This is a genomic window from Nocardioides sp. zg-1230, assembly GCF_013155335.1.
Taxonomy (GTDB): Bacteria; Actinomycetota; Actinomycetes; order Propionibacteriales; family Nocardioidaceae; genus Nocardioides.
Genome location: NZ_JABJQZ010000003.1, coordinates 40,313 through 64,191 on the forward strand (window position 1 = coordinate 40,313; position 23,879 = coordinate 64,191).

Consider the following 23,879-nt stretch of genomic DNA (forward strand, 5'->3'; position numbering starts at 1 on the left):
CCGACCCCGCCGTCGTACTCCTGAAAGCAGTCCGTGAGCCTCAAGAACGCGCCGCAGCCTGGCTCGACCGACCCGTCGATCATCCGCAACTTCTGCATCATCGCGCACATCGACCACGGCAAGTCGACGCTCGCCGACCGGATGCTGCAGCTGACCGGCGTCGTCGACGAGCGGGCCTCGCGCGCGCAGTACCTCGACCGGATGGACATCGAGCGCGAGCGCGGCATCACGATCAAGTCGCAGGCCGTGCGGATGCCGTGGACGGTCCCGACGGACAACTCCGAGGACGCCGAGCCCGGCACCTACGTCCTCAACATGATCGACACCCCGGGCCACGTCGACTTCACCTACGAGGTCTCCCGCAGCCTCGAGGCGTGCGAGGCCGCCGTCCTGCTCGTCGACGCGGCGCAGGGCATCGAGGCGCAGACGCTGGCCAACCTCTACCTGGCGATGGCCGCCGACCTCCACATCATCCCGGTGCTGAACAAGATCGACCTGCCGAGCGCCAACGTGGAGAAGTACGCCGCCGAGCTCGCCGGCCTGGTCGGCTGCGAGCCCGAGGAGGTGCTGCTCACCAGCGCCAAGACCGGCGTCGGCGTCGAGGCGCTGCTCAACGAGATCGTGAAGCAGACCCCGCCGCCGGTGGGTGACGCGGACGCGCCGGCACGCGCCCTGATCTTCGACTCCGTGTACGACACCTACCGCGGCGTGGTCACCTACGTCCGGGTCGTCGACGGGAAGCTCAGCCACCGCGACCGGATCAAGATGATGTCGACCAACGCCGTCCACGAGATGCTCGAGGTCGGCGTGATCAGCCCCGAGCCGGTGAAGGCGGGCGAGATCGGCGTCGGCGAGGTCGGCTACCTGATCACCGGCGTGAAGGACGTGCGCCAGTCGCGCGTCGGTGACACGGTCACCTCCCAGCACCACGGGGCCACCGAGTCGCTCGGCGGCTACAAGCACCCCAACCCGATGGTCTACGCGGGGCTCTACCCGATCGACGGCGACGACTACCCGGGCCTGCGTGACGCCCTGGAGAAGCTGCAGCTGAACGACGCGGCGCTGACCTACGAGCCGGAGACCTCCGGCGCGCTGGGCTTCGGCTTCCGCTGCGGGTTCCTCGGCCTGCTCCACATGGAGATCACCCGCGACCGGCTCGAGCGCGAGTTCGACCTCGACCTCATCTCGACCGCGCCCAACGTGGTCTACGAGGTCGCCCTCGACGACGGCACCGAGGTCGAGGTCACCAACCCGAGCGAGTACCCCGACGGCAAGGTCGCCGAGGTCCGCGAGCCCGTCGTGAAGGCGACCATCCTCGCGCCGTCCGACTACATCGGCACGATCATGGAGCTCTGCCAGCTCAAGCGCGGCAACCTGCAGGGGATGGACTACCTCTCCGAGGACCGCGTCGAGATGCGCTACACGCTGCCGATGGGCGAGATCGTCTTCGACTTCTTCGACCAGCTGAAGTCGCGCACCAAGGGTTACGCCTCCCTCGACTACGAGCGTTCCGGCGAGCAGGCCGCGGACCTGGTGAAGGTCGACATCCTGCTGCAGGGCGAGCCGGTCGACGCGTTCAGCGCGATCGTGCACCGCGACGCCGCCTACTCCTACGGCGTGATGATGGCCGGCAAGCTCAAGGACCTCATCCCGCGCCAGCAGTTCGAGGTGCCGATCCAGGCCGCCATCGGCGCGCGCGTCATCGCTCGCGAGACCATCCGCGCCATCCGCAAGGACGTGCTGGCCAAGTGCTACGGCGGCGACATCAGCCGCAAGCGCAAGCTGCTGGAGAAGCAGAAGGCCGGCAAGAAGCGGATGAAGAACATCGGCTCCGTGGAGGTGCCGCCGGAGGCCTTCGTCGCGGCGCTGTCCACCACGCAGCCGGCGGAGAAGTCCGGCAAGAAGTGACGCGCGAGCTCGCGCGGGCCGACGACGGGTCCTGGCGGATCAGCCTGGCCGACGTCGACCGCGACGGCCCCTTCCCGGCTGCTCCCGGTCGCCATCGCCTGCTGACCGTCGTCGACGGGCCGGTCCTCGACCTCGAGGTCGACGGAGAGGCGCACGTCGTCGAGCCGCACCGACCGTTCGCCCTCCCCGGCGACGCGACCGCCGCCGCGTCGGTGCCGGAGGGCCCCGTCCGGGTGCTCGACGTGGTCGTCGACCCGCTGCTCGTCCGGGCCTTCGTCACGGTGCTCGAGCTGGGGCGTTCCTCGACCCTGCCGGTGGCCGCGGACCAGGCGGCGTACGTCGTCTCGGGTCACCGCGACGGGCCGGCGGCGGGCACGCTGGTGCGAGGTCCCGGTGAGGTCACCGGCCGGTGCACCGTGGCGGTCGCGACGCTCGAGCAGGTCAGCTGATCGACGGCTGCCAGCCGGGGTCGCGACCGAGCCGGGCCAGCAGCCGGTCGGTCACCGAGGCGTCCGGGCCGACCTCCACGGCGTCGGCACACACGCCCTCGGAGTGCAGCGCGGGGCCCCAGCCGTCGGCCGTGGCGTGCAGGTCGGCTGCCTCGGCGTCGCTGACCGACCACTCCTGCCCGGTGGCGCGGGCGACGTCGGAGCCGTGCACGACGAGGTCCCAGCCGTAGAAGTCGGCGATCGTGGCGGCGATCGTCGTCGGGCCGAAGTAGCCGTCGTACTCCCGGGCGGCCACGCCGTCGGCCGCGAGCACCGACGTGACGTGGGCGCGCTGGGCCCGCCACGCGGCGGCCGGGTCGGTGAGGTCGGGCTGGGGGCCGGCGGCCAGGCCCTGCCGTTCGAGGAAGTCACGCTGTGTCTCGAGCACATGGCCGACGACGTCGCGGGCGCTCCAGCCCTCGCACGGTGAGGGGACGTCCCACCGGCCCGTGGAGGCGTCGACCGCCTCCACGACCCGGGTGAACCGGTCGGCGCGCTGCTGGAACAGTGAGAGGAGGTCGTCGGTGGTCGGGGTCGTGGTCTGCGTCATGTCCCCACTGTGGCTGCGCAGGCGTCGGGGGCGATTGTGATAATCCGACACATGACCAACCGCACGGGGGCGGACGGCCCGCAGCGGGTGGACCCGATCGACCGGGCCCACCTGACGGGCGTGAGCCGGCCGTCGCCGCCGATCCACCGCTATGCGCCGAGCGAGCGCCTCGCCGACCTGGTGGAGCGCTACTGGGTCCCCGTCTGGTCGCTGGCCGAGCCGTCGACGCAGAGCACGCTCCAACACCCGGTCTGCCTGGTGGTCGTCAGCGACACCTATGCCCGCTTCTACGGTGTCACCCGCGGCCGGTCGAGCGTGACGCTGGAGGGCGACGGCTGGGCCGTGGGCACGATGCTCACCCCCGCCGCCGGCCGGCTGGTCCTCGGCCGGTCCGTCGCCGAGGTCGCCGACACCTGGGTCGACCTGCGCGACCTGCAGGTCGACACCACCCTCCCCGACGACGTGCGCGCGGAGATGCAGGGTGACCCGCACGACCCCGCCGCCCACCTCGCCGCGATCGCGCACGTCGAGTCCTGGTTGGCCGGCCACCTGCCTGTCGACACGGCCGGCCACCTGGTCAACCGGCTGGTGGCCCGGCTCGGCGAGCAGCCCGAGATCACCCGGGTCGACGAGCTCGCCCGCGAGGCCGGGTTGTCCGAGCGCAGCCTGCAGCGGCTGGTGGAGCAGCGCATCGGACTCAGCCCGAAGTGGCTGCTGCAGCGACGTCGGTTGCACGACGCGGTGGAGGCGCTCAAGGCGGGACGCGGCAGCCTCGCCGAGATGGCGGCCGACCTGGGCTACGCCGACCAGGCCCACTTCACCCACGACTTCCGCACCGTCACCGGCATGACGCCGGGGGACTACCTCAAGGACCAGCCCCTCAGACCGCCTCACGGGTGAGGGTCACCTCGGTGACCGTGATGCCCAGGGCCGACTCGAGGGCGGCCACGGGCCGGTCGAGCTCGGCCCGGCGCGGCCGCCTCGTCCGCGCGAACCACGTCACCTCGAGCGGACGACGGCGCGTCGTTCCGGCCGCCCGCCAGCGGCCGGTGATCCGTCCGTCGACGAGCAGCGGCGGGAGCAGCATCCCGTTGGACTCGTTCCACAGCCGTCGGTGGTGCTCGGGGTCCACGAACCGGTCGCGAGCCTTCGAGTCGTAGCCGCACAGCAGGGCGTCGAACTCCGGGAGCAGCCGCACGCCCGGCAGGTCCCGCGGCGCGGGGGCGTCCGGCAGGTCGAGGTACACCCGCCCGCCGGGCCCCTCCTGCTCGACCACCTCCAGGCCGGCGAGCCCGTCCGCCACCGCCGCGAGCGGGATGCCGGCCCACCAGGCGACGTCCTGCCGCGACGACGGACCGTGGGCCCGGAGGTGGTGTCGGACGACGTCGGTCAGCGTGGCCGGCCCGGTGCGGTCGAAGGTGCCGTAGACCGGCTTGCCCTGCCCCTCCCAGCGGTCACCCGAGGCCGGACGCCGCACGAGGCCGCCGTGGGCGAAGCCGAGGTAGCGGCCCGGACCCGCCGCGGCCGCGTCGAGCGCGGCGGGGGCGTGGCGGCCCAGCCACGCGTCGACGTGGGCGCGGAGCTGGTCCGGGGTGCGCCACTCGCGGGCGTGGCCCTCGAGGGAGGTCCACAGGTCGGCGAGCTGCACGTCGCTGAGGCCGAGCAGGCGCGCCCAGCGCGGGTGCTGCCCGACGCGGGTCGCCTCTGCGAGCACGGTGTAGCCCTCGGGCGTGGCCGTGTGGACGGTGCCGCGGATCGTGCTCCCGCGAACGATCTCCCCGGCGTCGTACGCCGCGGTGATCTCGGCATGGGTGACCCCGGGGAACCGCGCGCCGAGGCCGATGAAGGCCGAGCGCGCCGTCTGCGTCTGCAGGTCGCCGATGGCCCCCACCCGGCCGGCCACCGTGCCGGGGTCGTCGGGGAACTGGCGGGACAGAGACGCAGCTGCCAGGTCGTCCCAGCTGAGCATGCCGTCACCCTAGTGCGGCGCCGGGACCTGCTACTGCGATTCCGACGGGAACCCGCCGGCCCGGAGCAGCGCCCCGGGCAGGCGCTTGCCGAGCCGCTGCTCCAGCCAGGCGGTCGTCACCGTGGTGGTGGCGAGGTCCAGGCCGGTGTCCACGCCCATCCGGTCGAAGAGGTAGACGAGGTCCTCCGTGGCCACGTTGCCCGTCGCGTTGGGGGCGAACGGGCAGCCGCCCGTCCCGCCGATGCTGGCGTCGAGCGTGCGGACCCCCGCGGCATGGGCGGCCACGGCGTTGGCCACGCCGGTGTGCCGGGTGTCGTGGAGGTGGAGGCGGAGGGGTACGTCGACCCCGGAGCCGGCGGCCACCTCGCGCGCCAGGGCGAGCCGGGACGTGACCTGGGTCGGCACGGCCACCCCGATGGTGTCGGCCAGCGCCAGCTCGTCGGGCCCCCCGTCGACCACACGGCCGAGCACCTCGCGCAACCGCTCCTCGGGGACCTCGCCCTCGAACGGGCAGCCGAAGGCGGCACCGATGGTGACGGTCGTGAAGAGCCCCGCCTCGCGGGCCCTGCCGACGAGCGCGGCGGCCTGCCGGCAGGCCTCCTCGGTGGTGACGCCCTGGTTGCGCAGGCAGAAGGTGTCGGTCGCCACGACGACGACGTCGACCTCGTCCACCCCGGCCCCCAGGGCGCGGTCGAGGCCGCGGTCGTTCATGACCAGGCCGGCATAGGAGACCCCGTCGGGACGGGGGAGAGCAGCCATCACCTCGTCGGCGTCGGCCATCTGCGGCACCCGGGCAGGGTTGACGAAGCTGGTCACCTCGATGCGGCGGGCGCCGGCGCGCACCGCCCGCTCCACGAGCTCGACCTTGTCCGCGGTCGAGAGGATCGTGCTCTCGTTCTGCAGGCCGTCGCGAGGAGCCACCTCGACGATGCCCATCCGGCCGAGGCGGTCCGTCGCGTCCGGCGCTGTCACCGGTCACCGCCTCGTGCGTCGGCGAGGTAGTCGAGGGCCGTCGCCTCGTCGACCACCTCGGCGTACTTGGCCGCCAGGTCGCGCAGGTTGGACGCGTGGGGCTCGGGGGCGCGGTCGCCGACCGCGTCCGCGACCACCAGCGGCACGAAGCCGTGCTGGATCGCGTCGACGGCCGTGGCGCGGATGCACCCGCTGGTGCTGACGCCGATCACGACCACGGTGTCGATGCCGCGCGCGTGCAGGGTGGAGGCCAGGGAGGTGCCGAAGAACGCACTTGCGTACTGCTTGACGACCACCAGCTCGTCGTCCGTCGGCGCGACGGGTGCCATCAGCTCGCCCATCGGCCCGTCGCCGACGAGGTCCCGCAGCGCGGGGACCTTGCGGAAGAACACCCCACCGTCCGCCCCGCCGGCGGCGTAGCGCACGCGGGTGTGCACCACCGGGACCTCGTGCTGCCGGGCCGCCGCCAGCACCCGGGCGGCGGAGTGCAGGCAGGCGTCGTCGGGCAGGCACAGTGCGCTGGCGGGGTCGAAGTAGGCCCGCATCATGTCGACGGCGAGGACGACCGGGGACGCGCCCGGCCGGAGCGAGCCCCCGAAGGGGTCGCCCGGTGGCAGCGTGGACTCGTCAGTCACGTGGGGTCACCGGGGGATCGGGGGCCGCGGAGCGGGCAGGCCGGTCTCCTCGAGGGCGCGCTCGAGGATCGTCTCCAGCGGCGGACCCATGTCGAAGGTGGGCAGCGGGTCGGGCCGTCCGGCGCCCAGCTCGCTGCGCAGCGACTCGGTCGCGGCGACGTCGACCGTGCCGGCCTCGTCGCACACGACGCCGTACCTGCGGGCGCCGTCGGCCGAGACGAGGCCGCGCCTGACCTCGAGCCCGACCAGGTCGGGGTCACGGGCGAGCGGGTCGCCCCAGCCGCCGCCGCCCCAGGTCACGAAGTGCAGCAGGTCGCCACGCGCCACGGGTACGTCGTGCACCTTGCTGCCGAGGACCTCGGTCGTGCCGTCTGCCCGCTCGAGCCACTTGCGGCCGCGAGCGCCGGGCTCGCCGCCGTTGACGCCCCAGGGATAGGTGAGCCAGCGGTCGTCGTGGATCGCGATGGTGCCGGCCTCGAGGAAGCGGTAGGCCACGTCGACGCCGTTGCCGCCGCGGTGCACGCCCGCGCCTCCGGTGTCGGCCACGGTCTCCCAGCGCTCGATGCGGAGCGGGTAGTAGGACTCGAGGTACTCGCAGGGGATGTTGACGAACGACGGCCACAGCGAGTGGCCGTCGGGGCCGTCGCCGATCGGGCGGCCGGGGATGCCGCCGAAGCCGATGGAGTAGAGCTGGAACCACTCGCCCTTCCGGTCGCCCTCTCCGTAGGTGCCGGAGTACATGAAGTGCGGTGAGGACGAGAAGCCGGCGGCGTTGAGCAGGTCGGGGTTGGTCTGGCCGAGCAGACCGCCGAAGAGGTCGAACACGCGACCGATGCCGTGGTTGCGGGCGTTGAGCGCGGCCGGGTACTGGGGCTTCCAGAACGAGTCGTCCGGGATCTCGACGTCGACGAGGGGGTAGAAGCCGTCGTTCCAGAGGATCTGCGGGTCGGCCACGGTGATCATGTAGATCCCGAAGAACATCCGGACGAGGTTCTCGTTGATGTAGTAGTTGATCGGTCCCTGGGCCTGCGGGCTGCTGCCGGTGAAGTCGAGCAGCACCTTGTCGCCGGTGCGGGTGAGGCTCAGCTTGAGCTCGTAGGGCCCGTAGCCGAGACCGTCGTCGCAGATGTAGTCGGTGAAGGACAGGGTCTTGCCCTCCTCGAACACCATCGCCAGGAGCGTCTTCATCGCGCGGTAGTTGCGGTCGAGCAGCGCGTCGAGCGCCGAGTTGTAGGTGTCCACGCCGAAGCGGGCGCACAGCTCCTGCACGCGGCGGGCGGCCGTGCGGCAGGCGGCGACGATGCCGTTGAGGTCGGCGCGGTTCCAGTCGGGCTTGCGGACCTGGTTGAGGATGATCCGCAGCGCGTCGTCGTCGAGCACTCCCTTCTTGTAGAGCCGGAAGGGCGGGATGACGACGCCCTCCTCGTAGATGGTGCGCGCGTCCGTCGGCATGGACGCCGGGGTCTTGCCGCCGACGTCGGACATGTGGCCGAACATCGACGACCAGCCCACGATGCGGCCGTCGAAGAAGATCGGCATCACCACCAGCCAGTCGTTCGCGTGGCTGATCGCCGCGCCGCACGAGTAGGGGTCCGACGTCAGCAGGACGTCGCCCTCCTCGATCGTGCCGTCGAAGTTGTCGAGGAAGTCGGGGATGGACAGCCCGAACTGGCCGACCATCATCTTGCCGTCGCGGTTCGCGATGAGCGGGAACTCGTCGTGCTGCTCGCGGATGCCGGGGGAGAGGGCGGTGCGGAACAGCACCTCGTCCATCTCGTAGCGGGCGTTGCGCAGGGCGTTCTCGACGAGGTCGAGGGTCACCAGGTCCACCTCCACCTGCTGCATCGGGGAGGTGTTGGTCTCGATCAGGCGTGCCATGGCTCAGCCCTCCTGGCTCTGGTCGACGGGTCGGATGAGGAGGCTGCCGCTCGGATGGACGGTGGCGGCGTGGTCCCGCAGGACGAGGGTGGTGGAGTCCATCTCGGTGATCACGGCGGGCCCGGTGACGACGTTTCCGGCCAGGAGCAGCGAACGGTCGTAGACGTCGGCGTCCACCATCGCGCCGTCGGACCAGATCCGGTGCTGCTCCACCCGAGCGGCCGAGGGGTCGGCGCCGCCGTCCTCCAGCTGGACGGACCCGACCTCGGGCCGGGGAGCGTCGGCGGTGGCGCGCAGCGTCACGAGCTCGTGCTCGGCGTCGAGCACGAAGGAGAACAACCGGTCGTGCTCGGTGTCGAACGCCTTGCCGAGCGCCGCGAGTCCTCCGCCGCTGCCGTCGAAGGCGTCGATGTCGACCGGCACCGGGATCTCGAACCCCTGGCCGTGGTAGCGCAGGTCCGCGGAGTAGGTCACCCGGAGGTCGTCCTCGGGCACGCCCTCGGCCGTCAGCGTCCCGCGCGCCGACGCGGCGAGGTCGTCGAGGATGGCGCGCAGGTCGTCGTCGGTGAGCTCGGAGAAGCGGCGTACGAGGGTGCGGACCGCCTCGTCGCGCAGGCTGGTCGTCGCATCCCCGTAGGCGCAGAGCACCCCGGGCGAGGGCGGGATGATGACCGGCCACGAGCCCGTGAGCCGGCCGAGTGCGTTGGCGTGCAGCGGTCCGGCCCCGCCGAAGGCGACGAGCGCGAAGTCGCGGGGGTCGAAGCCCTGCTGCACCGAGACCAGGCGCAGGGCGCCGAACATGTTCTCGTTGACGATGTCGATGATGCCGGCCGCCGCGGCCTCGACGGAGTCGAGCCCGGTGGCGTCGGCGATGGTCTGCACGGCGGCGCGGGCCGCGTCAGGGTCGAGGGCGACCTCGCCACCGGCGAGCGCGCTCGGGAGGTGGCCGAGCACCACGTTGGCGTCGGTGACGGTCGGCTCGGTCCCACCGGCTGCGTACGCCGCCGGGCCGGGCGCCGCACCGGCTGACTGGGGGCCGACCCGCAGTGCCTGGGTCAGCGGCGGGACGTGGGCGATGGACCCGCCGCCGGCACCCACCGTGCGGACGTCGACCGACGTCGCGCGCACCTTGAGGTCACCCACGGTGGTCTCGCGGCCGATGCGGGGTGCGAGGTCCTCGACGAGCGCGACGTCGGTCGACGTGCCGCCCATGTCGAAGGTGAGGAAGTTGCGGTGGCCGGTCTGGGCGGCCACCCACGCGGCACCCGTCACGCCTCCTGCGGGTCCCGAGAGCAGGAGGTTCACCGGGTTGTCCGATGCCACGCCCGCCGAGACGAGCCCGCCGTCGCTGCGCAGGATCGACAGCGAGCCGCTGACGCCCGAGTCGCGCAGCTGGTCCTCGAGGTTGGCGACGTAGCGCCTCACCTGCGGCTGGACCGCGGCGTTGGCCACCGTGGTGATCGTGCGCTCGTACTCCCGCAGCTCGGGCAGCACCGACGACGACAGCGACACCGCGATGCCGGGCAGCTCCTCCGCGGCGATCTCGCCGACCCGTTGCTCGTGGGCGGCGTTGGCGTAGGAGTTGATCAGGCTGATGCTGAGGGCCTCGATGCCGCGGCCGGCCAGCGCTCGCAGCTGGGTGCGTACGTCGTCCTCGTCGAGCTCGGTGACCACCGTGCCGTCGCTGGCGATGCGCCCGCGCACCTCGACGGTGTCCTCCAGCGCGGCCAGGGGCTCGGGCTTGGGCCAGATGATCCAGCCGGCCAGGCCCCCGGGGACGAAGGACCGGGCGATCTGCAGCACCTGGCGGAACCCGTGGGTCGTCACGAGCCCGACCCGGGCGCCCTTGCCCTCGAGGATGGCGTTGGTCGCGACCGTCGTGCCGTGGAAGACGTCGCCGACCGACGTCCGCTCGATGCCGGCGGCCGCGCAGGCCTGGTCGATGCCGCGCAGCACGCCCACGGACTGGTCCTCGGGGGTGGAGGAGGTCTTGGCGCGGAACGTCGCGCCCGAGTCCTCGTCGATCAACAGGATGTCGGTGAACGTGCCACCCACGTCGACGCCGAGCCGGTAGGTCATGCTGCTCTCCCTTGGTGGTCGTGTGGTGCGGTTCAGATGACGCCGTCGGCGCGCAGGGACGACAGCTCGTCGTCCCCGAGTCCGAGCAGGCCCCGGTAGACCGCGTCGTTGTGCTCGCCGAGGGCCGGTCCGACGTGGCGGACCGACCCGGGGCTCTCCGAGAGCTTGGGGGCGACGTTGTGCATCGCGAACTCACCCAGGTCCGGGTGGGCCAGGCGGACGATCGCCTCACGGGCGGCGAAGTGCTCGTCGGCCAGCATGTCCTTGGCGCGGAAGATGCGCCCCGCCGGTACGCCGCCGGCGTGCAGGCGCTCGAGGAGGTCGTCGGCCGCCACCGTCGTGCTCCACTCGGCGATCAGGCCGTCGAGCTCCTCCATGTGCTTCCCCCGGGCGCCGTGGGTGGCGTAGTGCTCGTGGGTCGCCAGCTCCGGGCGGCCCATCACGTCGGCGAGCCGGCGGAACACGGTGTCCTGGTTGGCAGCGATGAGGACCATCTCGCCGTCGGCGGTGGGGTAGACGTTGCTCGGCGAGACGTTGGGCAGCGTGGTGCCGGTCCGCTCGCGCTGGTAGCCGGCCACCTGCCACTCGGGCACGAGCGACTCCATCAGGGCCAGCACGGCCTCGTAGATGGCGGAGTCGACCACCTGGCCGCGACCGGTGCGGCCGCGCTGGTGCAGGGCGACGAGGGTGCCCAGGCAGGCGAAGGTGGCCGCGAGGGAGTCGCCGAGGGAGACGCCCGAGCGAGCGGGCGGGCGGTCCGGGTCGCCGGTCACGTAGCGGATCCCGCCCATCGCCTCGCCGATCGAGCCGTAGCCCGCGCGGGCGGCGTACGGACCGGTCTGGCCGAAGCCCGTGACCCGGGTGACGACCAGGCCGGGGTTGGTCTCCCACAGCGTCTCGGGAGCCAGGCCCCAGCGCTCGAGGGTGCCGGGTCGGAAGTTCTCGATGAGCACGTCGGCGTCGGCGAGGAGGCGCCGGACCAGGTCCTGACCGCGCTCGGTGCGCAGGTCCGCGGTGACCGACTTCTTGTTGCGCGCCACCACGGGCCACCACAGCGACTGCCCGTAGGGCTTCTCGCGGCCCCACTGGCGCATCGGGTCACCGTGGGCCGGGTCCTCGACCTTGATGACCTCCGCCCCGAAGTCACCGAGGAGCTGGCCGCAGAACGGGCCGGCCAGGAGCTGGCCGAGCTCGACGACGCGGAGGTCGTCGAGAGGGAGGGCGGACGAGGGGGGCACGCACGGCCTTTCGTATGCAACCTGGACCCACTGTGTGAGGCAGGTCATAGTGGACGACGCCGACGCTAGCGAGGTACAGCCGCAGGCGTCAACGGTCGATCCATGAATTGCATACAATTGCGGTACGCCGACAGCTGGCCTAGGGTTCGCGACCATGACGCAGGACGCAGGCCCGGACGTCGCCGACGCAGGCAAGGCGGCCGAGGTCACCTACGCCACCATCCGCCGGCAGATCCTCAGCGGCGAGCGCGCGAGTGGCGAGTGGCTGCGCGAGGGCGACCTGGCCGCGGCGATCGGGGTGAGCCGTACGCCGGTGCGCGAGGCCCTGCGCCGGCTCGCGGCAGAGGGGCTGGTGCGGCACGAGCCCAACCGCGGCGTCCAGGTCGAGGACTGGGGCGTCGGGGACCTCGACGAGATCTTCAGCCTGCGCTCGCAGCTCGAGCCGTGGGGGTGCGGGCTCGCCGCGGCCACCGGCCTGGCCGACCTCGACGCGCTCGGGGCGCTCGCCGACCGGATGGACGAGGAGGCGCGACGCCGGCCGCCCGACCTCGACGCCATCACCGAGCTCAACAACGAGTTCCACCGCGCCGTGCTCGAGGCGTCCGGCAACGGCCGCCTGGTCGGCCTGGTGTCCTCGGTGGTGGAGGTGCCCCTGGTCTGGCGCACGTTCTCGCACTACTCACCTGAGGCCATGCGGCGCAGCCTCGCGCACCACCACGAGATCGTGCAGGCGCTCGCAGCGCGCGACGCCGAGTGGGCCGAGTCCGTCATGCGATCCCACGTGCGGGCCGCTTGGGCGAGCCTCCGTGAGGAGCACCAGGGCGCGGTTCAGCCGCGCATCGGGCCGCCGGGGCGGTTGTAGGACTCGGCGACGACCTCCGCCACCACGGACAGCGCGATCTCGCCCGGCCCCTTGCCGCCGAGGTCGTGGCCCGCCGGGACGTGGAGGGTCGACACGTCCACGCCCTCCGCCGTCAGGTCCTCGAGCAGGCCGGCCGCCCGGCCCCGGCTGGCCATCATCGCGACGTACGACGCCTCCGAGGCCAGCGCGGCTCGCAGCACCGCCGGTGCGTCCGGGGCGTCGTGGTCGCACAGCACCACCGCGTCACCGGCCCGCGGGTCCAGACCCGGGCCTCCGTCGTCGGCGGCCTCCACCACCACGGTGCGCCCGACCGTGGACGCGATGGCGGCGATCGACCGCGCGATCGGGTTGTCGCTCAGGACCAGGATGCGCCCGTGCCGGACCTCATCGTCCGACCACGGCTGCTCGCGTCCACCCATGCCCCTCACCCTAGGCTCGCGGCATGCCCGTCACCATCCCTGCGGGGCTGCTCGCCCAGCGGGCGCTCGGCGACGACTGGGGACGTTGGCTGGACCGGCTGCCGCGGCTGGCCGCAGAGCTGCTCAGCGAGTGGGGGCTGCGGCAGGTCGCCACCTCGCTCCACGGCTTCTGCTCGCTGGTGCTGCCGGTCGTCGACGCCCACGGCGCGCCCGGTGCCCTCAAGGTCGGCTTCGACGGCGACGACGAGTCCCTGCACGAGGGACTCGCCCTGCAGCACTGGGGCGGGAGGGGCGCCGTACGACTGCAACGGGCCGACCCGCGCCGCCGGGCGCTCCTCCTGGACTGGCTCCCCGGGCCCGACCTCGGCGACTCCTGGGAGGTCGAGGCCTGTGAGGTGGTCGGCGCGCTCTACGGCCGGCTCCACATCCCGGCGATGCCGCAGCTGGCCACCGTTGCGTCGTACGTCGAGCGGTGGCTGCACGACCTCGACGCGCTCGGCCGCGACGTCCCCGTCCCGCGACGCTACGTCGAGCAGGCACTGTCGCTCGGGCCCGACCTGCTCGCCGACGAGGTCGCGCCGGTGGTCGTGCACGGTGACCTCCACTACGCCAACGTCCTGGCCGACGACGCAGGGGAGTGGCTGGCCATCGACCCCAAGCCGATGGCGGGCGACCCGCACTACGAGCCCGCGCCGATGCTCTGGAACCGGATGGAGGAGCTCAGTGGCGCGAGCGCGGTGGGTTCGGTGCGCGACGGCCTGCGCCGCCGCTTCCACGCGCTGGTCGACGCAGGCGGCCTCGACGAGGCGCGCGCCCGGGACTGGGTGGTGGTCCGGATGGTGCTCAACGCCGGCTGGGCCGTGCAGGACGCGCGCCGGGCCGGACGTGACCTGCTGCCCGCGGAGCAGGAGTGGATCACCCGCTGCATCGCCGTCACCAAGGCCGTCCAGGACTGACCAAAGTCGAAATGTCGCCCGTCTGACGGGACATTCGCCGCGTTTGCTACCGCTGGGTAAACCCAGTGATCTAGGTTACAGCCCAAGTCTTCCAGCTTGCCCCGCTGTGTGGTGCTGCCGCGCCACGCTCCGACGAATGAGTAGGTAACAGATGCCGACCACCATCGACACGGCCTTCCTCGACACGATGCCGCCCAACGTCGCCGTCCAGTTCTTCGACCGCGTCACCGCGACCCCCGACGCCGAGGCCTTCCGCTTCCCGCGGGGTGAGGCGTGGGAGTCCGTCACCTGGAAGCAGGCCGGCGACAAGGTCGAGGCGCTGGCCGCGGGCCTGATCGCGCTGGGCGTCGAGCCCGAGCAGCGCGTCGGCATCGCGTCCGGCACACGTTACGAGTGGATCCTCGCGGACCTCGCGATCATGTGTGCCGCCGGTGCCACCACCACGGTCTACCCGACCACCAACGCCGAGGACACCGTCTACATCCTGGGCGACTCCGAGAGCCGTGTGGTCTTCGCCGAGGACGACGAGCAGGTCGCCAAGCTCACCGCGCACCGTTCCGAGCTGCCCCACGTGAGCAAGGTCGTCACCTTCGATGGGAAGACCGACGGAGACTGGATCATCTCGTTGGACGACCTCGCCGCGCTCGGCGCCGAGAAGCTCGCCGAGCAGCCCGACGTGGTGCGTACGACGTCGCAGGCGATCCGCCCCGACCAGCTGGCGACCCTCATCTACACCTCCGGCACCACCGGCCGTCCCAAGGGCGTACGGCTGCGGCACTCCTCGTGGGTCTACGAGGGCGAGGCCATCCGCGCGCAGAACATCCTGTCCGAGAGCGACCTCGAGTTCCGCTGGCTGCCGATGGCCCACTCGTTCGGCAAGGTGCTGATGTCGACGCAGATGGCCTGCGGCTTCGCCGCGGCGATCGACGGTCGCGTCGAGAAGATCGTCGACAACCTCGGCGTGGTCAAGCCGACCTTCATGGGTGCCGCACCGCGCATCTTCGAGAAGGCGCACGGCCGCATCATCACCATGCAGGCCGCCGAGGGCGGCGCCAAGGAGAAGATCTTCAAGAAGGCCTTCGACGTCGGCCTCGAGGTCGAGCGCCGCAAGCGCGAGGGCCAGTCCGTGCCGATCGGCCTGAAGGTCCAGCACGGCCTGTTCGACAAGCTGGTCTTCTCCAAGATCCGCGACCGCTTCGGTGGGAACGTCCGCTTCTTCATCTCCGGTGCGGCGGCGCTCAACCGCGACATCGCCGAGTGGTTCGGCGTGGCCGGCATCAAGATCCTCGAGGGCTACGGCCTCACCGAGACCTCGGCCGGTTCCTTCGTCAACCACCCCGACCGCAACAAGTTCGGCACCGTGGGTCCGGTCTTCCCGGGCAGCGAGGTCAAGCTCGGCGACAACGACGAGATCATGATCAAGGGTCCCGGCGTGATGGACGGCTACCACAACCTCCCCGAGGAGACGGCGAAGACGCTGACCTCCGACGGGTGGCTGCACACCGGTGACAAGGGCGCCCTCGACGAGGACGGCCACCTGGTCATTACCGGCCGTATCAAGGAGCTGTTCAAGACCTCCGGCGGCAAGTACATCGCGCCGCCGGCGATCGAGTCGAAGTTCAAGGCGGTCTGCCCCTACGCCAGCCAGTTCATGGTCTTCGGCGACGAGCGCAACTACTGCGTCGCGCTCATCACCCTCGACCCCGACGCGATGGCCGGCTGGGCCGAGGAGAACGGCATGGGCGGGAAGTCCTACACGGAGATCGTGCAGTCCGACGAGGTGCAGAAGATGGTCGGCGACTACGTCGACGAGCTCAACAGCCACCTCAACCGCTGGGAGACCATCAAGAAGTGGAAGCTCCTCGACCACGACCTCACCGTCGAGTCGGGTGAGCTCACGCCTTCGATGAAGGTCAAGCGCAACGTCGTGCAGGAGAACAACCAGGCGCTCATCGACCAGATGTACGCCTAGGACGGTTCGACGACACGGGTGCCGGTGGGAGACCACCGGCACCCGTTCGTGCGTCCGGCGCGTGGTTGGATACCGGCGTGCCCCCCGCCCAGCCCGACGGCGACGTCGCCCCCGAGGACGGCCTGCTGCCTGACGAGGCGTGGGCTGAGTTCGGCAGCAAGCCGTTCGGCCTCTACGTGCACGTGCCGTTCTGCTCGGTGCGCTGCGGCTACTGCGACTTCAACACCTACACCGCCCAGGAGCTCGGCGACGAGGTCGGTGCCAGCCGCTCGTCGTACGCCGAGGCGGCGATCCGCGAGATCCGCTTCGCGCGCCAGGTGCTCGGCCACCGCGACGTCCCCATCGAGACGATCTTCTTCGGCGGGGGCACCCCCACCCTGCTGAAGCCCGCCGACCTCGGCGCCATCGTGGCCAGTGCCGCGGCCGAGTTCGGGCTCGTCGACGACGTCGAGATCACCACCGAGGCCAACCCCGACAGCGTCGCCGCCTGGGACCTCGAGGAGCTGCGGACCGCCGGCTTCAACCGGATCAGCTTCGGCATGCAGTCCGCGGTCGACCACGTGCTGCGCACGCTCGACCGCACCCACGACCCGATGCGGGTGCCCGCTGCCGTGGAGTGGGCCCGCCGGGCCGGCTTCGAGGACGTCAGCCTCGACCTCATCTACGGCACGCCGGGGGAGTCGCTGGCCGACTGGGAGACCTCGGTCGACGCCGCCCTGGGCTGCCGCCCCGACCACGTCTCCGCCTACTCCCTCATCGTCGAGGAGGGCACCGCGATGGGCCGCCAGGTCAAGCGCGGCGAGCTGCCGATGCCCGACGAGGACGACCTGGCCGACAAGTACCACCTCGTCGACGAGAAGCTGTCCGCTGCCGGGATGAGCTGGTACGAGGTGTCCAACTGGGCGACCTCGCCCGACCACTGGTGCCGCCACAACCTCCTCTACTGGACCGGCGGCCACTGGTGGGGCGTCGGCCCGGGCGCGCACTCGCACGTCGGCGGCGTGCGCTGGTGGAACGTCAAGCACCCGGCGGCGTACGCCGAGCGGCTCGGCCGCGGCGTGTCCCCGGCCCTCGCCCGCGAGGTGCTCGGCTACCACGACCAGCGCGTGGAGCGGATCCTGCTGGAGATCCGGCTCGTCGAGGGCCTCCCGGTCACGGCCCTCGAGGCCACCGGCCGCTCCCACGTCGCCCGGCTCGTGGCTGACGGCCTCGTCGAGCTCGCCGCCGAGCGGCTCGTCCTCACCCAGCGCGGCCGGCTGCTCGCCGACGCGATCGTCCGCGACCTCGTCGACTGAAGCATCGCTCCCGTCAGGGGGCCGTGGTGAAGTCGATGAGCTCCTCGACCCGGCCGAGGAGCGCGGGCTCGAGGTCGGCGAAGGACGTGACCCGGCCGAGGATGTGCTTCCAGGCGCGGGCGATGTCGGCCTGGTCGCGGTGCGGCCAGCCGAGCTGCTGGCAGGTGCCGGTCTTCCAGTCGATGCCCTTGGGGACGTGGGGCCAGCGGGCGATCCCGAGCCGGTCGGGCTTGACCGCCTGCCAGATGTCGATGAACGGGTGGCCGACGACCAGGACGTGCTTGCCGATGGGGGAGCGGGCGATGCCCTGCGCGATGCGCGCCTCCTTGGACCCGGCGACCAGGTGGTCGACCAGGACGCCGACGCGCCGCTGCGGGCCCGGCTTGAAGTCGCGCAGGTGCTCGGCGAGGTCGTCGACGCCGCCGAGGTACTCGACCACCACGCCCTCGATCCGCAGGTCGTCTCCCCAGACCTTCTCGACGAGCTCGGCGTCGTGCCGGCCCTCGACGAAGATCCGGCTGGCGCGGGCCACGCGGGCCCGCGTGTTGGGCACCGCGACGGATCCCGACGCCGTACGCGCGGGAGCGGCGGGCGCGCCGGCCCGCACCGGGCGGGTGAGGATCACCGGCTTGCCCTCGAGCAGGAAGCCCGGGCCGAGGGGGAACGTGCGCCGCTTGCCGCGGCGGTCCTCCAGCGTCAGCGTGTCGATGTCGCGGTCAACGGCGACGACCTCGCCGCACCAGTCGGTGGTGACCTCCTCGACGACCATCCCGAGCTCGGTCGGCACCTCGGTGGCGCGGCCGTTCCTCGGGACACGCCAGTCACCGGAGAGGACGTCGGTTCCGTAGCGATCCTGGGGCACCGGTCCACGTTAGGCGTCGCCCGGCCCGCAGGCCGGGTGGCACGCCGGTCAGTTCACGTCAGTCGTCGGAGGACGTGTCCTGTCCGGCGCCGCCGCCGGACTCGGCGTCCCCGGCCTGGTCGGGCGCCTGGCTCGCGCCGTCGTCGTTGCCGAGGTCCTCCTGGGTGGCGTCCATCTCGAGCTCCTCGCGGCTCTTGGTCGCCTCGTCGTCGGGGTCGAGAGGCTCGGCCAGCGGGTTGTCCTCGCCGGGCTGCAGGTCCTCGGGCAGCTGGTCGTCGGAGATGCCGCCCAGCGTCGCGTCGTCGGGCGAGGCGGTACCGCCGGAGTGGTCGGAGTCGGCGGGGCTGGTGCCGCTGCCCGCCTTCGGCGTGTCGGTCGACTCCGGGTTGTCGGTCTGGGACTCGCTGTTCTCGGTCATGCCCCAGTCCTACTGGGCCGACCGCACCGGGACCAGCCCCCGGGGGGTGTGGCCCGGTCAGACGAGGGGCAGCCGCTTCTGGCTGCGGGGCAGGTGCTCGTAGCCGAGCCGGACGGCACTTTCGAGCAGCTCGGGGTCCCACGGCCACTCGCCCGTGGCAAGCGCCTCGGACTGCGGCACGCCGCGCGAGGCCAGGTCGCGGATGGTCTCGGCGATGACGCCGAGCTCGACGCGCTGGTCCTGCACGAACGCCTTGTCGACGACCCTCCCGTGACCGGGCACCACCACGGTCGCGTCGGTCATCAGGCCCAGGACGAGGTCGAGCGTCATCGGCCACTCCAGCGGCCAGGAGTCGTCGCCGATGAAGGGCGGGTCGGACTCCTCGACGAGGTCGCCGCCCACCAGCACGTCGGCGTCCGGCACGCGTACGACGAGGTCGCCGGCCGTGTGTCCCCGCCCGGGGTGGATCAGCTCGACGGCACGGTCGCCGAGGTCGAGCTGCACGGCGGAGGAGAAGGTGTGGGTCGGCAGACGCACGGTGGTCGCGAGGATCTCCTCACGACGCGGGTGATCGGCGGCCTGCTCGTACGTCTCGAAGACACCTCGGGCTGAGTCCTCGATGTGGTCGCGCGCCCATTCGGTGGCGTGGATCGGCATCTCGCCGAACTGCTCGACCATGGTGGCGTTGCCGAAGTGGTGGTCCCAGTGCTCGTGGGTGTTGACCAGCCCGGTCAGCGGGCCCGCGCCGAGCCGGCGTACGTCGTCGGCGACCACGCGTGCCTCGGCGGCGGACCCGTGTGTGTCGATCATGAGGAGGCCGTCGGACCCGCCGACCAGGGTGATGTTGACCTGCATCCAGTCGTAGTGCGCCACCCAGACTCGGGGTGCGACCTCGGTGAAGCGTGGGGTGTCGTCCGGCATGTCGGCGAGCCTACGGACTCCTAGTAGTGTTGGCACTCGGATAATCCGAGTGCCAGAAGCCGACGTGCAGAGGAGGGCCTCGATGGTCGACGACCGCAAGCTCGACGTGCTCCGCGCGATCGTGGAGGACTACGTCGCGACCGAGGAGCCGGTCGGCTCCAAGGCGCTCGTCGAGCGGCACGGCCTCGGCGTCTCCCCGGCGACGGTCCGCAACGACATGGCGGCGCTGGAGGACGAGGGCTACATCCACCAGCCCCACACCAGCGCCGGTCGCGTGCCCACCGACAAGGGCTACCGGCTCTTCGTCGACAAGCTCACCACGCTCAAGCCGATGAGCGCGGCCGAGCGGCGGGCCATCGCGACCCTGCTCGACGGCGCCGTCGACCTCGACGACGTCGTGCAGCGCTCGGTGCGGCTGCTCAGCCAGCTGACCCGCCAGGTCGCGATCGTGCAGTACCCGACGCTCTCGCGCTCCACGGTCCGCCACATCGAGCTGGTCTCGCTCACGCCGACCCGGGTGATGGTCATCCTGATCCTCAGCACCGGTCGGGTCGAGCAGCGCCTCGTCGAGCTCGACGCACCCGTGGTCGACACCGACCTCGCCGAGCTGCGGGTCGCGGTCAACCAGGCCAGCGCCGGCGTGCAGATCGCGGCCGCCACCGTGGCGCTCGCCGACCTGCCCGACGACGTACGCCCGGAGCAGGTCGACTCCGCCCGCGCGATCGTCACCGTGCTGACCGAGGCGATGTCCGACCACCGCAGCGACGAGCGCGTCGCGGTCGGCGGCACCGCCAACCTCGCCCGCTACGGCGACTTCGACACCGCCGTACGACCGTTGCTGGAGGCGCTGGAGGAGCACGTCGTGCTGCTCAAGCTATTGGGGGAGTCGGGGACCGACGCGCTGACGGTGCGCATCGGCCACGAAGGCCCCTACTCCGAGCTCTCGGCCACGAGCGTCGTGGCCACCGGCTACGGCCCGCAGGAGTTCCACCTCGGCTCCCTCGGCGTCGTCGGCCCCACCCGCATGGACTACCCCGGATCCATGGCAGCCGTGCGCGCCGTCGCGCGCTACGTCTCCCGGATCCTCGATGAAGGAAACCAGTGACCCAGGACCCCTACGAGATCCTCGGCGTCTCGCGCGACGCGAGCGCCGACGACGTGAAGAAGGCCTACCGCAAGCTCGCGCGGCAGCTCCACCCCGACGTCAACCCCGACCCGGAGACCCAGGAGCGGTTCAAGGACGTCTCGCGCGCCTACGAGGTGCTGAGCGACCCCGGCAAGCGGGCGGCGTACGACCGTGGCGGTGACGCGTTCAGCCAGGGCTTCGGCGGTGCCGGGCAGGGCTTCAGCTTCACCGACATCATGGACGCGTTCTTCGGCGGCGGTGCCGCCGGCGGAGGTGCCCAGACCCGCGGCCCGCGCTCGCGTGCCCGCCGCGGGCAGGACGCCCTCATCCGGCTCGACGTCGAGCTCGCCGAGGCCGCCTTCGGCGTCACCCGCGACCTCAAGGTCGACACCGCGCTGCGCTGCGAGGCGTGCGAGGGGCAGGGCACCGCGCCCGGCACCAAGCCGGTCACCTGCGAGACCTGCCACGGCCAGGGCGAGGTCGCCGTGGTCCAGCGCTCGTTCCTAGGCGAGATCCGCACCCTGCGCCCGTGCGCGGCGTGCCGCGGCTACGGCTCGATCATCCCCGACCCCTGCCGGGAGTGCTCCGGCGACGGCCGCGTGCGCTCGCGCCGCACCCTGACGGTCAAGATCCCCGCCGGCGTCGACCACGGCACCCGCGTCCAGCTCACCGGTCAGGGCGAGGTCGGTCCCGGTGGTGGCCCGGCCGGCGACCTCTACGTCGAGATCCACGTCGAGTCCCACCCGACCTTCACCCGCCACGGCAACGACCTCCACACGACGATCTCCCTGCCGATGACGGCGGCCGCGCTCGGCACGCAGCTCACGCTGCCGCTGCTCGAGGCCGACCTGCCGGCCTCGTCCGACGACTCGTCGGAGACGGTGACCACCTACGACCTCGACATCCGCCCCGGCACGCAGTCGGGCAGCGAGCAGGTCGTCCGCGGCTTCGGGGTGCCGAGCCTGCGCGGGGGTCGCGGCGACCTCGTCGTCAGCATCGCCGTCGAGACGCCCACCCGCCTCGACCCGCGCCAGGAGGAGCTGCTGCGCGAGCTCGCGGCGATCCGCGGCGAGGAGCAGCCCGACGGCAAGAACGAGGCGCCGCACAAGTCGATGTTCGGCCGGCTCCGCGACGCCTTCCAGGGCTGAGCCGGGCCGCCACCGATGTCGCTCCCGGTCCACCTCGTCGAATCGCTCGACGGCACGGCGCCCGGCTCGGTCGTCGAGGTGACGGGTGACGAGGCGCACCACGCCGTCGCCGTACGCCGCCTGCGCGAGGGTGAGCAGGTCGTGCTGACCGACGGCCAGGGCACCTCGGTCACGGGGTCGGTGACCTCGACCGGCAAACGGACCTTCTCCGTCACCGTCTCGTCCGTCACCCAGGATCCCCGGCCCGAGCCGGCGATCACCGTCGTGCAGGCCCTGCCCAAGGGCGACCGCGGTGAGCTCGCCGTCGAGGTCCTCACTGAGGTCGGGGTCGACCGCATCGTGCCGTGGGCGGCCTCGCGGTCGGTGGCGGTGTGGAAGGGCGAGCGCGCCGCGAAGTCCCACGCGAAATGGCAGGCGACCGCACGCGAGGCGGCCAAGCAGTCGCGGCGCTCCTGGCTGCCGACCGTCACGCCCCTGGCCTCAACGGCCGACCTCGCCACCCTCGTCGCGGAGGCCGACCTCGCGCTGGTGCTGCACGAGGACGCCACCCTGCCGCTGGGCGCGCTCGAGGTCCCCGAGGCGGGCCGGATCGTGCTCGTGGTGGGGCCGGAGGGCGGCATCAGTCCCGACGAGCAGGCGGTGCTGACCGACGCCGGCGCCCACGCCGTACGTCTCGGCGCGGAGGTGCTGCGCACGTCCACCGCCGGTGTCGTCGCCGTCGCCGCGGTGCTGGCCCGCACCTCCCGCTGGGCCTGATCCCGACGGCTACTGCACCGTGACCGTCTTCGTGTCGACGGCCGGGCCGTTGCCCTCAGCGCCGCCGGAGGGGTCGTCGGTCTCGCACTGGACGACGACCTCGCCGCTGACGCCGTCGAGCGGCAGCGCGACCTCGAACGGGAAGAGCCGGTCCTCCATCCAGGCCTCGGTCTGGTAGGGCTCGATCGCCACCTCCTGGCCGTCCTGCAGGAGCCGGCACGGCCCGCTGGCCTCGAACGAGTTGGCCACGCCGGTCACGGTCAGGGTGTCGCCGGTGACGGTGTCGCCCTCGGCCGGGGAGGTGATGTTGACCAGGTTGAGGGTGCGCAGGACGGAGGCCGCCTCGAACGGCGCCTCCGTCGGCAGGCCGAAGAGCGGTGCCCCGCCCTCGCGCTGCACCTGCACCGGCACGCGTTCCTGCTGCACGCCCTGCAGCGTGCGCACGAGCTGCTGGAGGGCGAGCTTCGCGTCGCGCCTCGACATCCCGTCCGGGCGGTCGGTGAAGCCGTCCGAGGGGATCTCGACCAGGAGCACGCCGTCGGTCGCCTGGACCGAGGCGATCTCGACGCCGGGCCAGAGCGTCCGGTAGTCGGGGTCGACCGGCTGGCCGCCTCCGGCGACCAGCCGGGCCGCCTCGGTCAGCGGGTCGCCCTCGACGCGCTGGAACTCGCGGAACAGCACGGTGCGGCCCCCGGGACCGTCGCCGGCGAAGTAGACCGGGACCGCGGTGCCGGACGCGGCCGGCGACTCGGATGCGGGTTCGGTCGGCTCGGGCGACTCGGTGGGGGACTCGGCAGGAGAGGTCGAACCGGGCTCCTCCGAGGGCTGCGGCTCCTCGGTCGCGGTGCCCGTCTCGTCGGAGACCGGCGTCGCGTCGTCGCTGCACGCGGTGAGGGCCAGGGTGCTCGCCACGACGACGGCCGCGGCGCCCGCCCAGCGTCGTACGGCTCGCGGCCGGGCCGGTCGGACCGGTCGAGGGATGGTGGGGAAGGTCATGCTCGTCACGGTAGTGGGACGCGCAGGCGCCGCTTCCGGTCCCACGCCGCGTCGCGAGAGCCTAGGCTTGGTGCATGAGCGAGACGGCCCCCGACTGCATCTTCTGCAAGATCGTCGCCGGCGAGGTCCCGGCCGACGTGCTCGGCCGCAACGACCACGCCGTCTCGATCAAGGACCTCAACCCGCAGGCGCCGTTCCACGCGCTGGTCATCTCGGTGGACCACCACGACAACGCCGCCGCGTCCGCGGCCGCCGACCCGGCCTCCGTCGGCCACCTGGTCTCGCTCGCCGACGAGGTGGCGAAGGCCTCGGGCAACGGGGACTACCGCCTCATCGCCAACACCGGCGCCGGCGCCGGCCAGACGGTGTTCCACACCCACCTCCACGTGCTCGGCGGCTCGTCGCGCATGAGCGAGACGCTGGTCTGAGCC

Annotated in this window: 23 protein-coding genes; 11 read left to right on the top strand and 12 right to left on the bottom strand. The window is 72.2% G+C overall.

The annotated features are described in order from the left end of the window. The first annotated feature begins 33 nt into the window (after positions 1-33). Complete coding sequence (lepA, locus tag HOO61_RS11775) at positions 34-1,908, top strand: translation elongation factor 4 (protein WP_172258921.1); 1,875 nt, start codon at positions 34-36, stop codon at positions 1,906-1,908. Beyond that, positions 1,905-2,357: a HutD family protein gene (locus HOO61_RS11780; RefSeq protein WP_172258922.1), complete on the top strand. Its 453-nt coding sequence runs from the start codon at positions 1,905-1,907 to the stop codon at positions 2,355-2,357. Before lepA ends, HOO61_RS11780 begins: the two co-directional genes overlap by 4 nt. Here the strand turns inward: HOO61_RS11780 and HOO61_RS11785 are convergent. Further along, complete coding sequence (locus HOO61_RS11785) at positions 2,350-2,946, bottom strand: TIGR03086 family metal-binding protein (RefSeq protein WP_172258923.1); 597 nt, start codon at positions 2,944-2,946, stop codon at positions 2,350-2,352. The genes HOO61_RS11780 and HOO61_RS11785 overlap by 8 nt on opposite strands. A gap of 51 nt (positions 2,947-2,997) precedes the next feature. Here HOO61_RS11785 and HOO61_RS11790 point away from each other — a divergent pair, with 51 nt between their 5' ends. After that, on the top strand, positions 2,998-3,846 hold the full coding sequence (locus HOO61_RS11790) for an AraC family transcriptional regulator (RefSeq protein WP_172258924.1): 849 nt from the start codon (positions 2,998-3,000) through the stop codon (positions 3,844-3,846). On the opposite strand, the gene HOO61_RS11795 is transcribed toward HOO61_RS11790, so the two are convergent. The 6 genes from HOO61_RS11795 to HOO61_RS11820 are packed head-to-tail and all read right to left on the bottom strand — an operon-like array spanning position 3,827 to position 11,717. Continuing rightward, on the bottom strand, positions 3,827-4,915 hold the full coding sequence (locus HOO61_RS11795) for a winged helix DNA-binding domain-containing protein (RefSeq protein ID WP_172258925.1): 1,089 nt from the start codon (positions 4,913-4,915) through the stop codon (positions 3,827-3,829). The genes HOO61_RS11790 and HOO61_RS11795 overlap by 20 nt on opposite strands. A 30-nt stretch (positions 4,916-4,945) precedes the next feature. Then, a complete protein-coding gene (locus HOO61_RS11800; RefSeq protein ID WP_216658871.1) occupies positions 4,946-5,887 on the bottom strand; it encodes a hydroxymethylglutaryl-CoA lyase in 942 nt (313 codons plus the stop codon). Further along, positions 5,884-6,522, bottom strand: a complete 639-nt coding sequence (locus HOO61_RS11805) for an isochorismatase family protein (protein ID WP_216658872.1) — start codon at positions 6,520-6,522, stop codon at positions 5,884-5,886. Before HOO61_RS11805 ends, HOO61_RS11800 begins: the two co-directional genes overlap by 4 nt. 6 nt (positions 6,523-6,528) lie before the next feature. After that, positions 6,529-8,400 (bottom strand): hydantoinase B/oxoprolinase family protein, encoded by a 1,872-nt coding sequence (locus tag HOO61_RS11810; RefSeq protein ID WP_172258926.1) that lies wholly within the window; start codon positions 8,398-8,400, stop codon positions 6,529-6,531. 3 nt (positions 8,401-8,403) lie between these two features. Next, positions 8,404-10,479: a hydantoinase/oxoprolinase family protein gene (locus HOO61_RS11815; RefSeq protein WP_172258927.1), complete on the bottom strand. Its 2,076-nt coding sequence runs from the start codon at positions 10,477-10,479 to the stop codon at positions 8,404-8,406. Positions 10,480-10,511: 32 nt separating this feature from the next. After that, positions 10,512-11,717: a CoA transferase gene (locus tag HOO61_RS11820; protein ID WP_216658873.1), complete on the bottom strand. Its 1,206-nt coding sequence runs from the start codon at positions 11,715-11,717 to the stop codon at positions 10,512-10,514. A gap of 154 nt (positions 11,718-11,871) precedes the next feature. Between HOO61_RS11820 and HOO61_RS11825 the strand changes: the two genes are divergently transcribed. After that, positions 11,872-12,579: a GntR family transcriptional regulator gene (locus tag HOO61_RS11825; protein WP_172258929.1), complete on the top strand. Its 708-nt coding sequence runs from the start codon at positions 11,872-11,874 to the stop codon at positions 12,577-12,579. Here HOO61_RS11825 and HOO61_RS11830 read toward each other — a convergent pair. After that, positions 12,546-12,998, bottom strand: coding sequence for an XdhC family protein (locus tag HOO61_RS11830; protein WP_172258930.1), 453 nt, complete (start codon positions 12,996-12,998; stop codon positions 12,546-12,548). The two genes, HOO61_RS11825 and HOO61_RS11830, sit on opposite strands and share 34 nt — an antisense overlap. A gap of 23 nt (positions 12,999-13,021) precedes the next feature. Here HOO61_RS11830 and HOO61_RS11835 point away from each other — a divergent pair, with 23 nt between their 5' ends. From HOO61_RS11835 to hemW, 3 genes are all read left to right on the top strand, one after another. Then, a complete protein-coding gene (locus HOO61_RS11835) occupies positions 13,022-13,954 on the top strand; it encodes an aminoglycoside phosphotransferase family protein (RefSeq protein ID WP_172258931.1) in 933 nt (310 codons plus the stop codon). A 151-nt stretch (positions 13,955-14,105) separates the two neighbouring features. Beyond that, positions 14,106-15,926, top strand: a complete 1,821-nt coding sequence (locus HOO61_RS11840) for a long-chain fatty acid--CoA ligase (RefSeq protein ID WP_172258932.1) — start codon at positions 14,106-14,108, stop codon at positions 15,924-15,926. A gap of 77 nt (positions 15,927-16,003) precedes the next feature. Continuing rightward, positions 16,004-17,221 carry a radical SAM family heme chaperone HemW gene (gene hemW / locus HOO61_RS11845; RefSeq protein WP_172258933.1) on the top strand — a complete coding sequence of 406 codons (1,218 nt, stop codon included), beginning with the start codon at positions 16,004-16,006 and terminating at the stop codon, positions 17,219-17,221. Positions 17,222-17,234: 13 nt separating this feature from the next. Here hemW and HOO61_RS11850 read toward each other — a convergent pair whose 3' ends face one another. From HOO61_RS11850 to HOO61_RS11860, 3 genes are read right to left on the bottom strand one after another with little or no spacing between them, the layout of a single operon-like run. Continuing rightward, positions 17,235-18,083: a DUF3097 domain-containing protein gene (locus tag HOO61_RS11850; RefSeq protein WP_172258934.1), complete on the bottom strand. Its 849-nt coding sequence runs from the start codon at positions 18,081-18,083 to the stop codon at positions 17,235-17,237. A gap of 58 nt (positions 18,084-18,141) precedes the next feature. Next, complete coding sequence (locus HOO61_RS11855; RefSeq protein WP_172258935.1) at positions 18,142-18,501, bottom strand: hypothetical protein; 360 nt, start codon at positions 18,499-18,501, stop codon at positions 18,142-18,144. 57 nt (positions 18,502-18,558) lie between these two features. Continuing rightward, positions 18,559-19,422, bottom strand: a complete 864-nt coding sequence (locus tag HOO61_RS11860; RefSeq protein ID WP_172258936.1) for an MBL fold metallo-hydrolase — start codon at positions 19,420-19,422, stop codon at positions 18,559-18,561. An 82-nt stretch (positions 19,423-19,504) separates the two neighbouring features. Between HOO61_RS11860 and hrcA the strand changes: the two genes are divergently transcribed. Genes hrcA through HOO61_RS11875 form a run of 3 tightly spaced genes read left to right on the top strand, consistent with a single transcriptional unit; the run spans position 19,505 to position 22,452 of the window. Then, on the top strand, positions 19,505-20,527 hold the full coding sequence (gene hrcA, locus HOO61_RS11865; protein ID WP_172258937.1) for a heat-inducible transcriptional repressor HrcA: 1,023 nt from the start codon (positions 19,505-19,507) through the stop codon (positions 20,525-20,527). After that, complete coding sequence (gene dnaJ / locus HOO61_RS11870; protein ID WP_172258938.1) at positions 20,524-21,696, top strand: molecular chaperone DnaJ; 1,173 nt, start codon at positions 20,524-20,526, stop codon at positions 21,694-21,696. The genes hrcA and dnaJ overlap by 4 nt, the downstream gene beginning before the upstream one ends. Positions 21,697-21,711: 15 nt before the next feature. Further along, positions 21,712-22,452, top strand: coding sequence for a 16S rRNA (uracil(1498)-N(3))-methyltransferase (locus HOO61_RS11875; RefSeq protein WP_172258939.1), 741 nt, complete (start codon positions 21,712-21,714; stop codon positions 22,450-22,452). A gap of 9 nt (positions 22,453-22,461) precedes the next feature. On the opposite strand, the gene HOO61_RS11880 is transcribed toward HOO61_RS11875, so the two are convergent. Beyond that, the gene (locus tag HOO61_RS11880) at positions 22,462-23,448 is read right to left on the bottom strand and encodes a Gmad2 immunoglobulin-like domain-containing protein (RefSeq protein ID WP_172258940.1); all 987 of its coding nucleotides are present in this window, start codon (positions 23,446-23,448) and stop codon (positions 22,462-22,464) included. A 74-nt stretch (positions 23,449-23,522) separates the two neighbouring features. Between HOO61_RS11880 and HOO61_RS11885 the strand changes: the two genes are divergently transcribed. Beyond that, entirely contained in the window at positions 23,523-23,876 is a 354-nt protein-coding gene (locus HOO61_RS11885; protein WP_172258941.1) for an HIT domain-containing protein, read from the top strand. The last annotated feature ends 3 nt before the right edge of the window (positions 23,877-23,879 follow it).

Bases quoted from the DNA above. Each gene is read 5' to 3' on its own strand.
- HOO61_RS11785 (WP_172258923.1), bottom strand. From the start codon at position 2,946: ATGACGCAGACCACGACCCCGACCACCGACGACCTCCTCTCACTGTTC.
- HOO61_RS11790 (WP_172258924.1), top strand. From the start codon at position 2,998: ATGACCAACCGCACGGGGGCGGACGGCCCGCAGCGGGTGGACCCGATC.
- HOO61_RS11795 (WP_172258925.1), bottom strand. From the start codon at position 4,915: ATGCTCAGCTGGGACGACCTGGCAGCTGCGTCTCTGTCCCGCCAGTTC.
- HOO61_RS11810 (WP_172258926.1), bottom strand. From the start codon at position 8,400: ATGGCACGCCTGATCGAGACCAACACCTCCCCGATGCAGCAGGTGGAG.
- HOO61_RS11815 (WP_172258927.1), bottom strand. From the start codon at position 10,479: ATGACCTACCGGCTCGGCGTCGACGTGGGTGGCACGTTCACCGACATC.
- HOO61_RS11825 (WP_172258929.1), top strand. From the start codon at position 11,872: ATGACGCAGGACGCAGGCCCGGACGTCGCCGACGCAGGCAAGGCGGCC.
- HOO61_RS11830 (WP_172258930.1), bottom strand. From the start codon at position 12,998: ATGGGTGGACGCGAGCAGCCGTGGTCGGACGATGAGGTCCGGCACGGG.
- HOO61_RS11835 (WP_172258931.1), top strand. From the start codon at position 13,022: ATGCCCGTCACCATCCCTGCGGGGCTGCTCGCCCAGCGGGCGCTCGGC.
- HOO61_RS11840 (WP_172258932.1), top strand. From the start codon at position 14,106: ATGCCGACCACCATCGACACGGCCTTCCTCGACACGATGCCGCCCAAC.
- HOO61_RS11855 (WP_172258935.1), bottom strand. From the start codon at position 18,501: ATGACCGAGAACAGCGAGTCCCAGACCGACAACCCGGAGTCGACCGAC.
- HOO61_RS11860 (WP_172258936.1), bottom strand. From the start codon at position 19,422: ATGCCGGACGACACCCCACGCTTCACCGAGGTCGCACCCCGAGTCTGG.
- hrcA (WP_172258937.1), top strand. From the start codon at position 19,505: ATGGTCGACGACCGCAAGCTCGACGTGCTCCGCGCGATCGTGGAGGAC.
- HOO61_RS11875 (WP_172258939.1), top strand. From the start codon at position 21,712: ATGTCGCTCCCGGTCCACCTCGTCGAATCGCTCGACGGCACGGCGCCC.
- HOO61_RS11880 (WP_172258940.1), bottom strand. From the start codon at position 23,448: ATGACCTTCCCCACCATCCCTCGACCGGTCCGACCGGCCCGGCCGCGA.
- HOO61_RS11885 (WP_172258941.1), top strand. From the start codon at position 23,523: ATGAGCGAGACGGCCCCCGACTGCATCTTCTGCAAGATCGTCGCCGGC.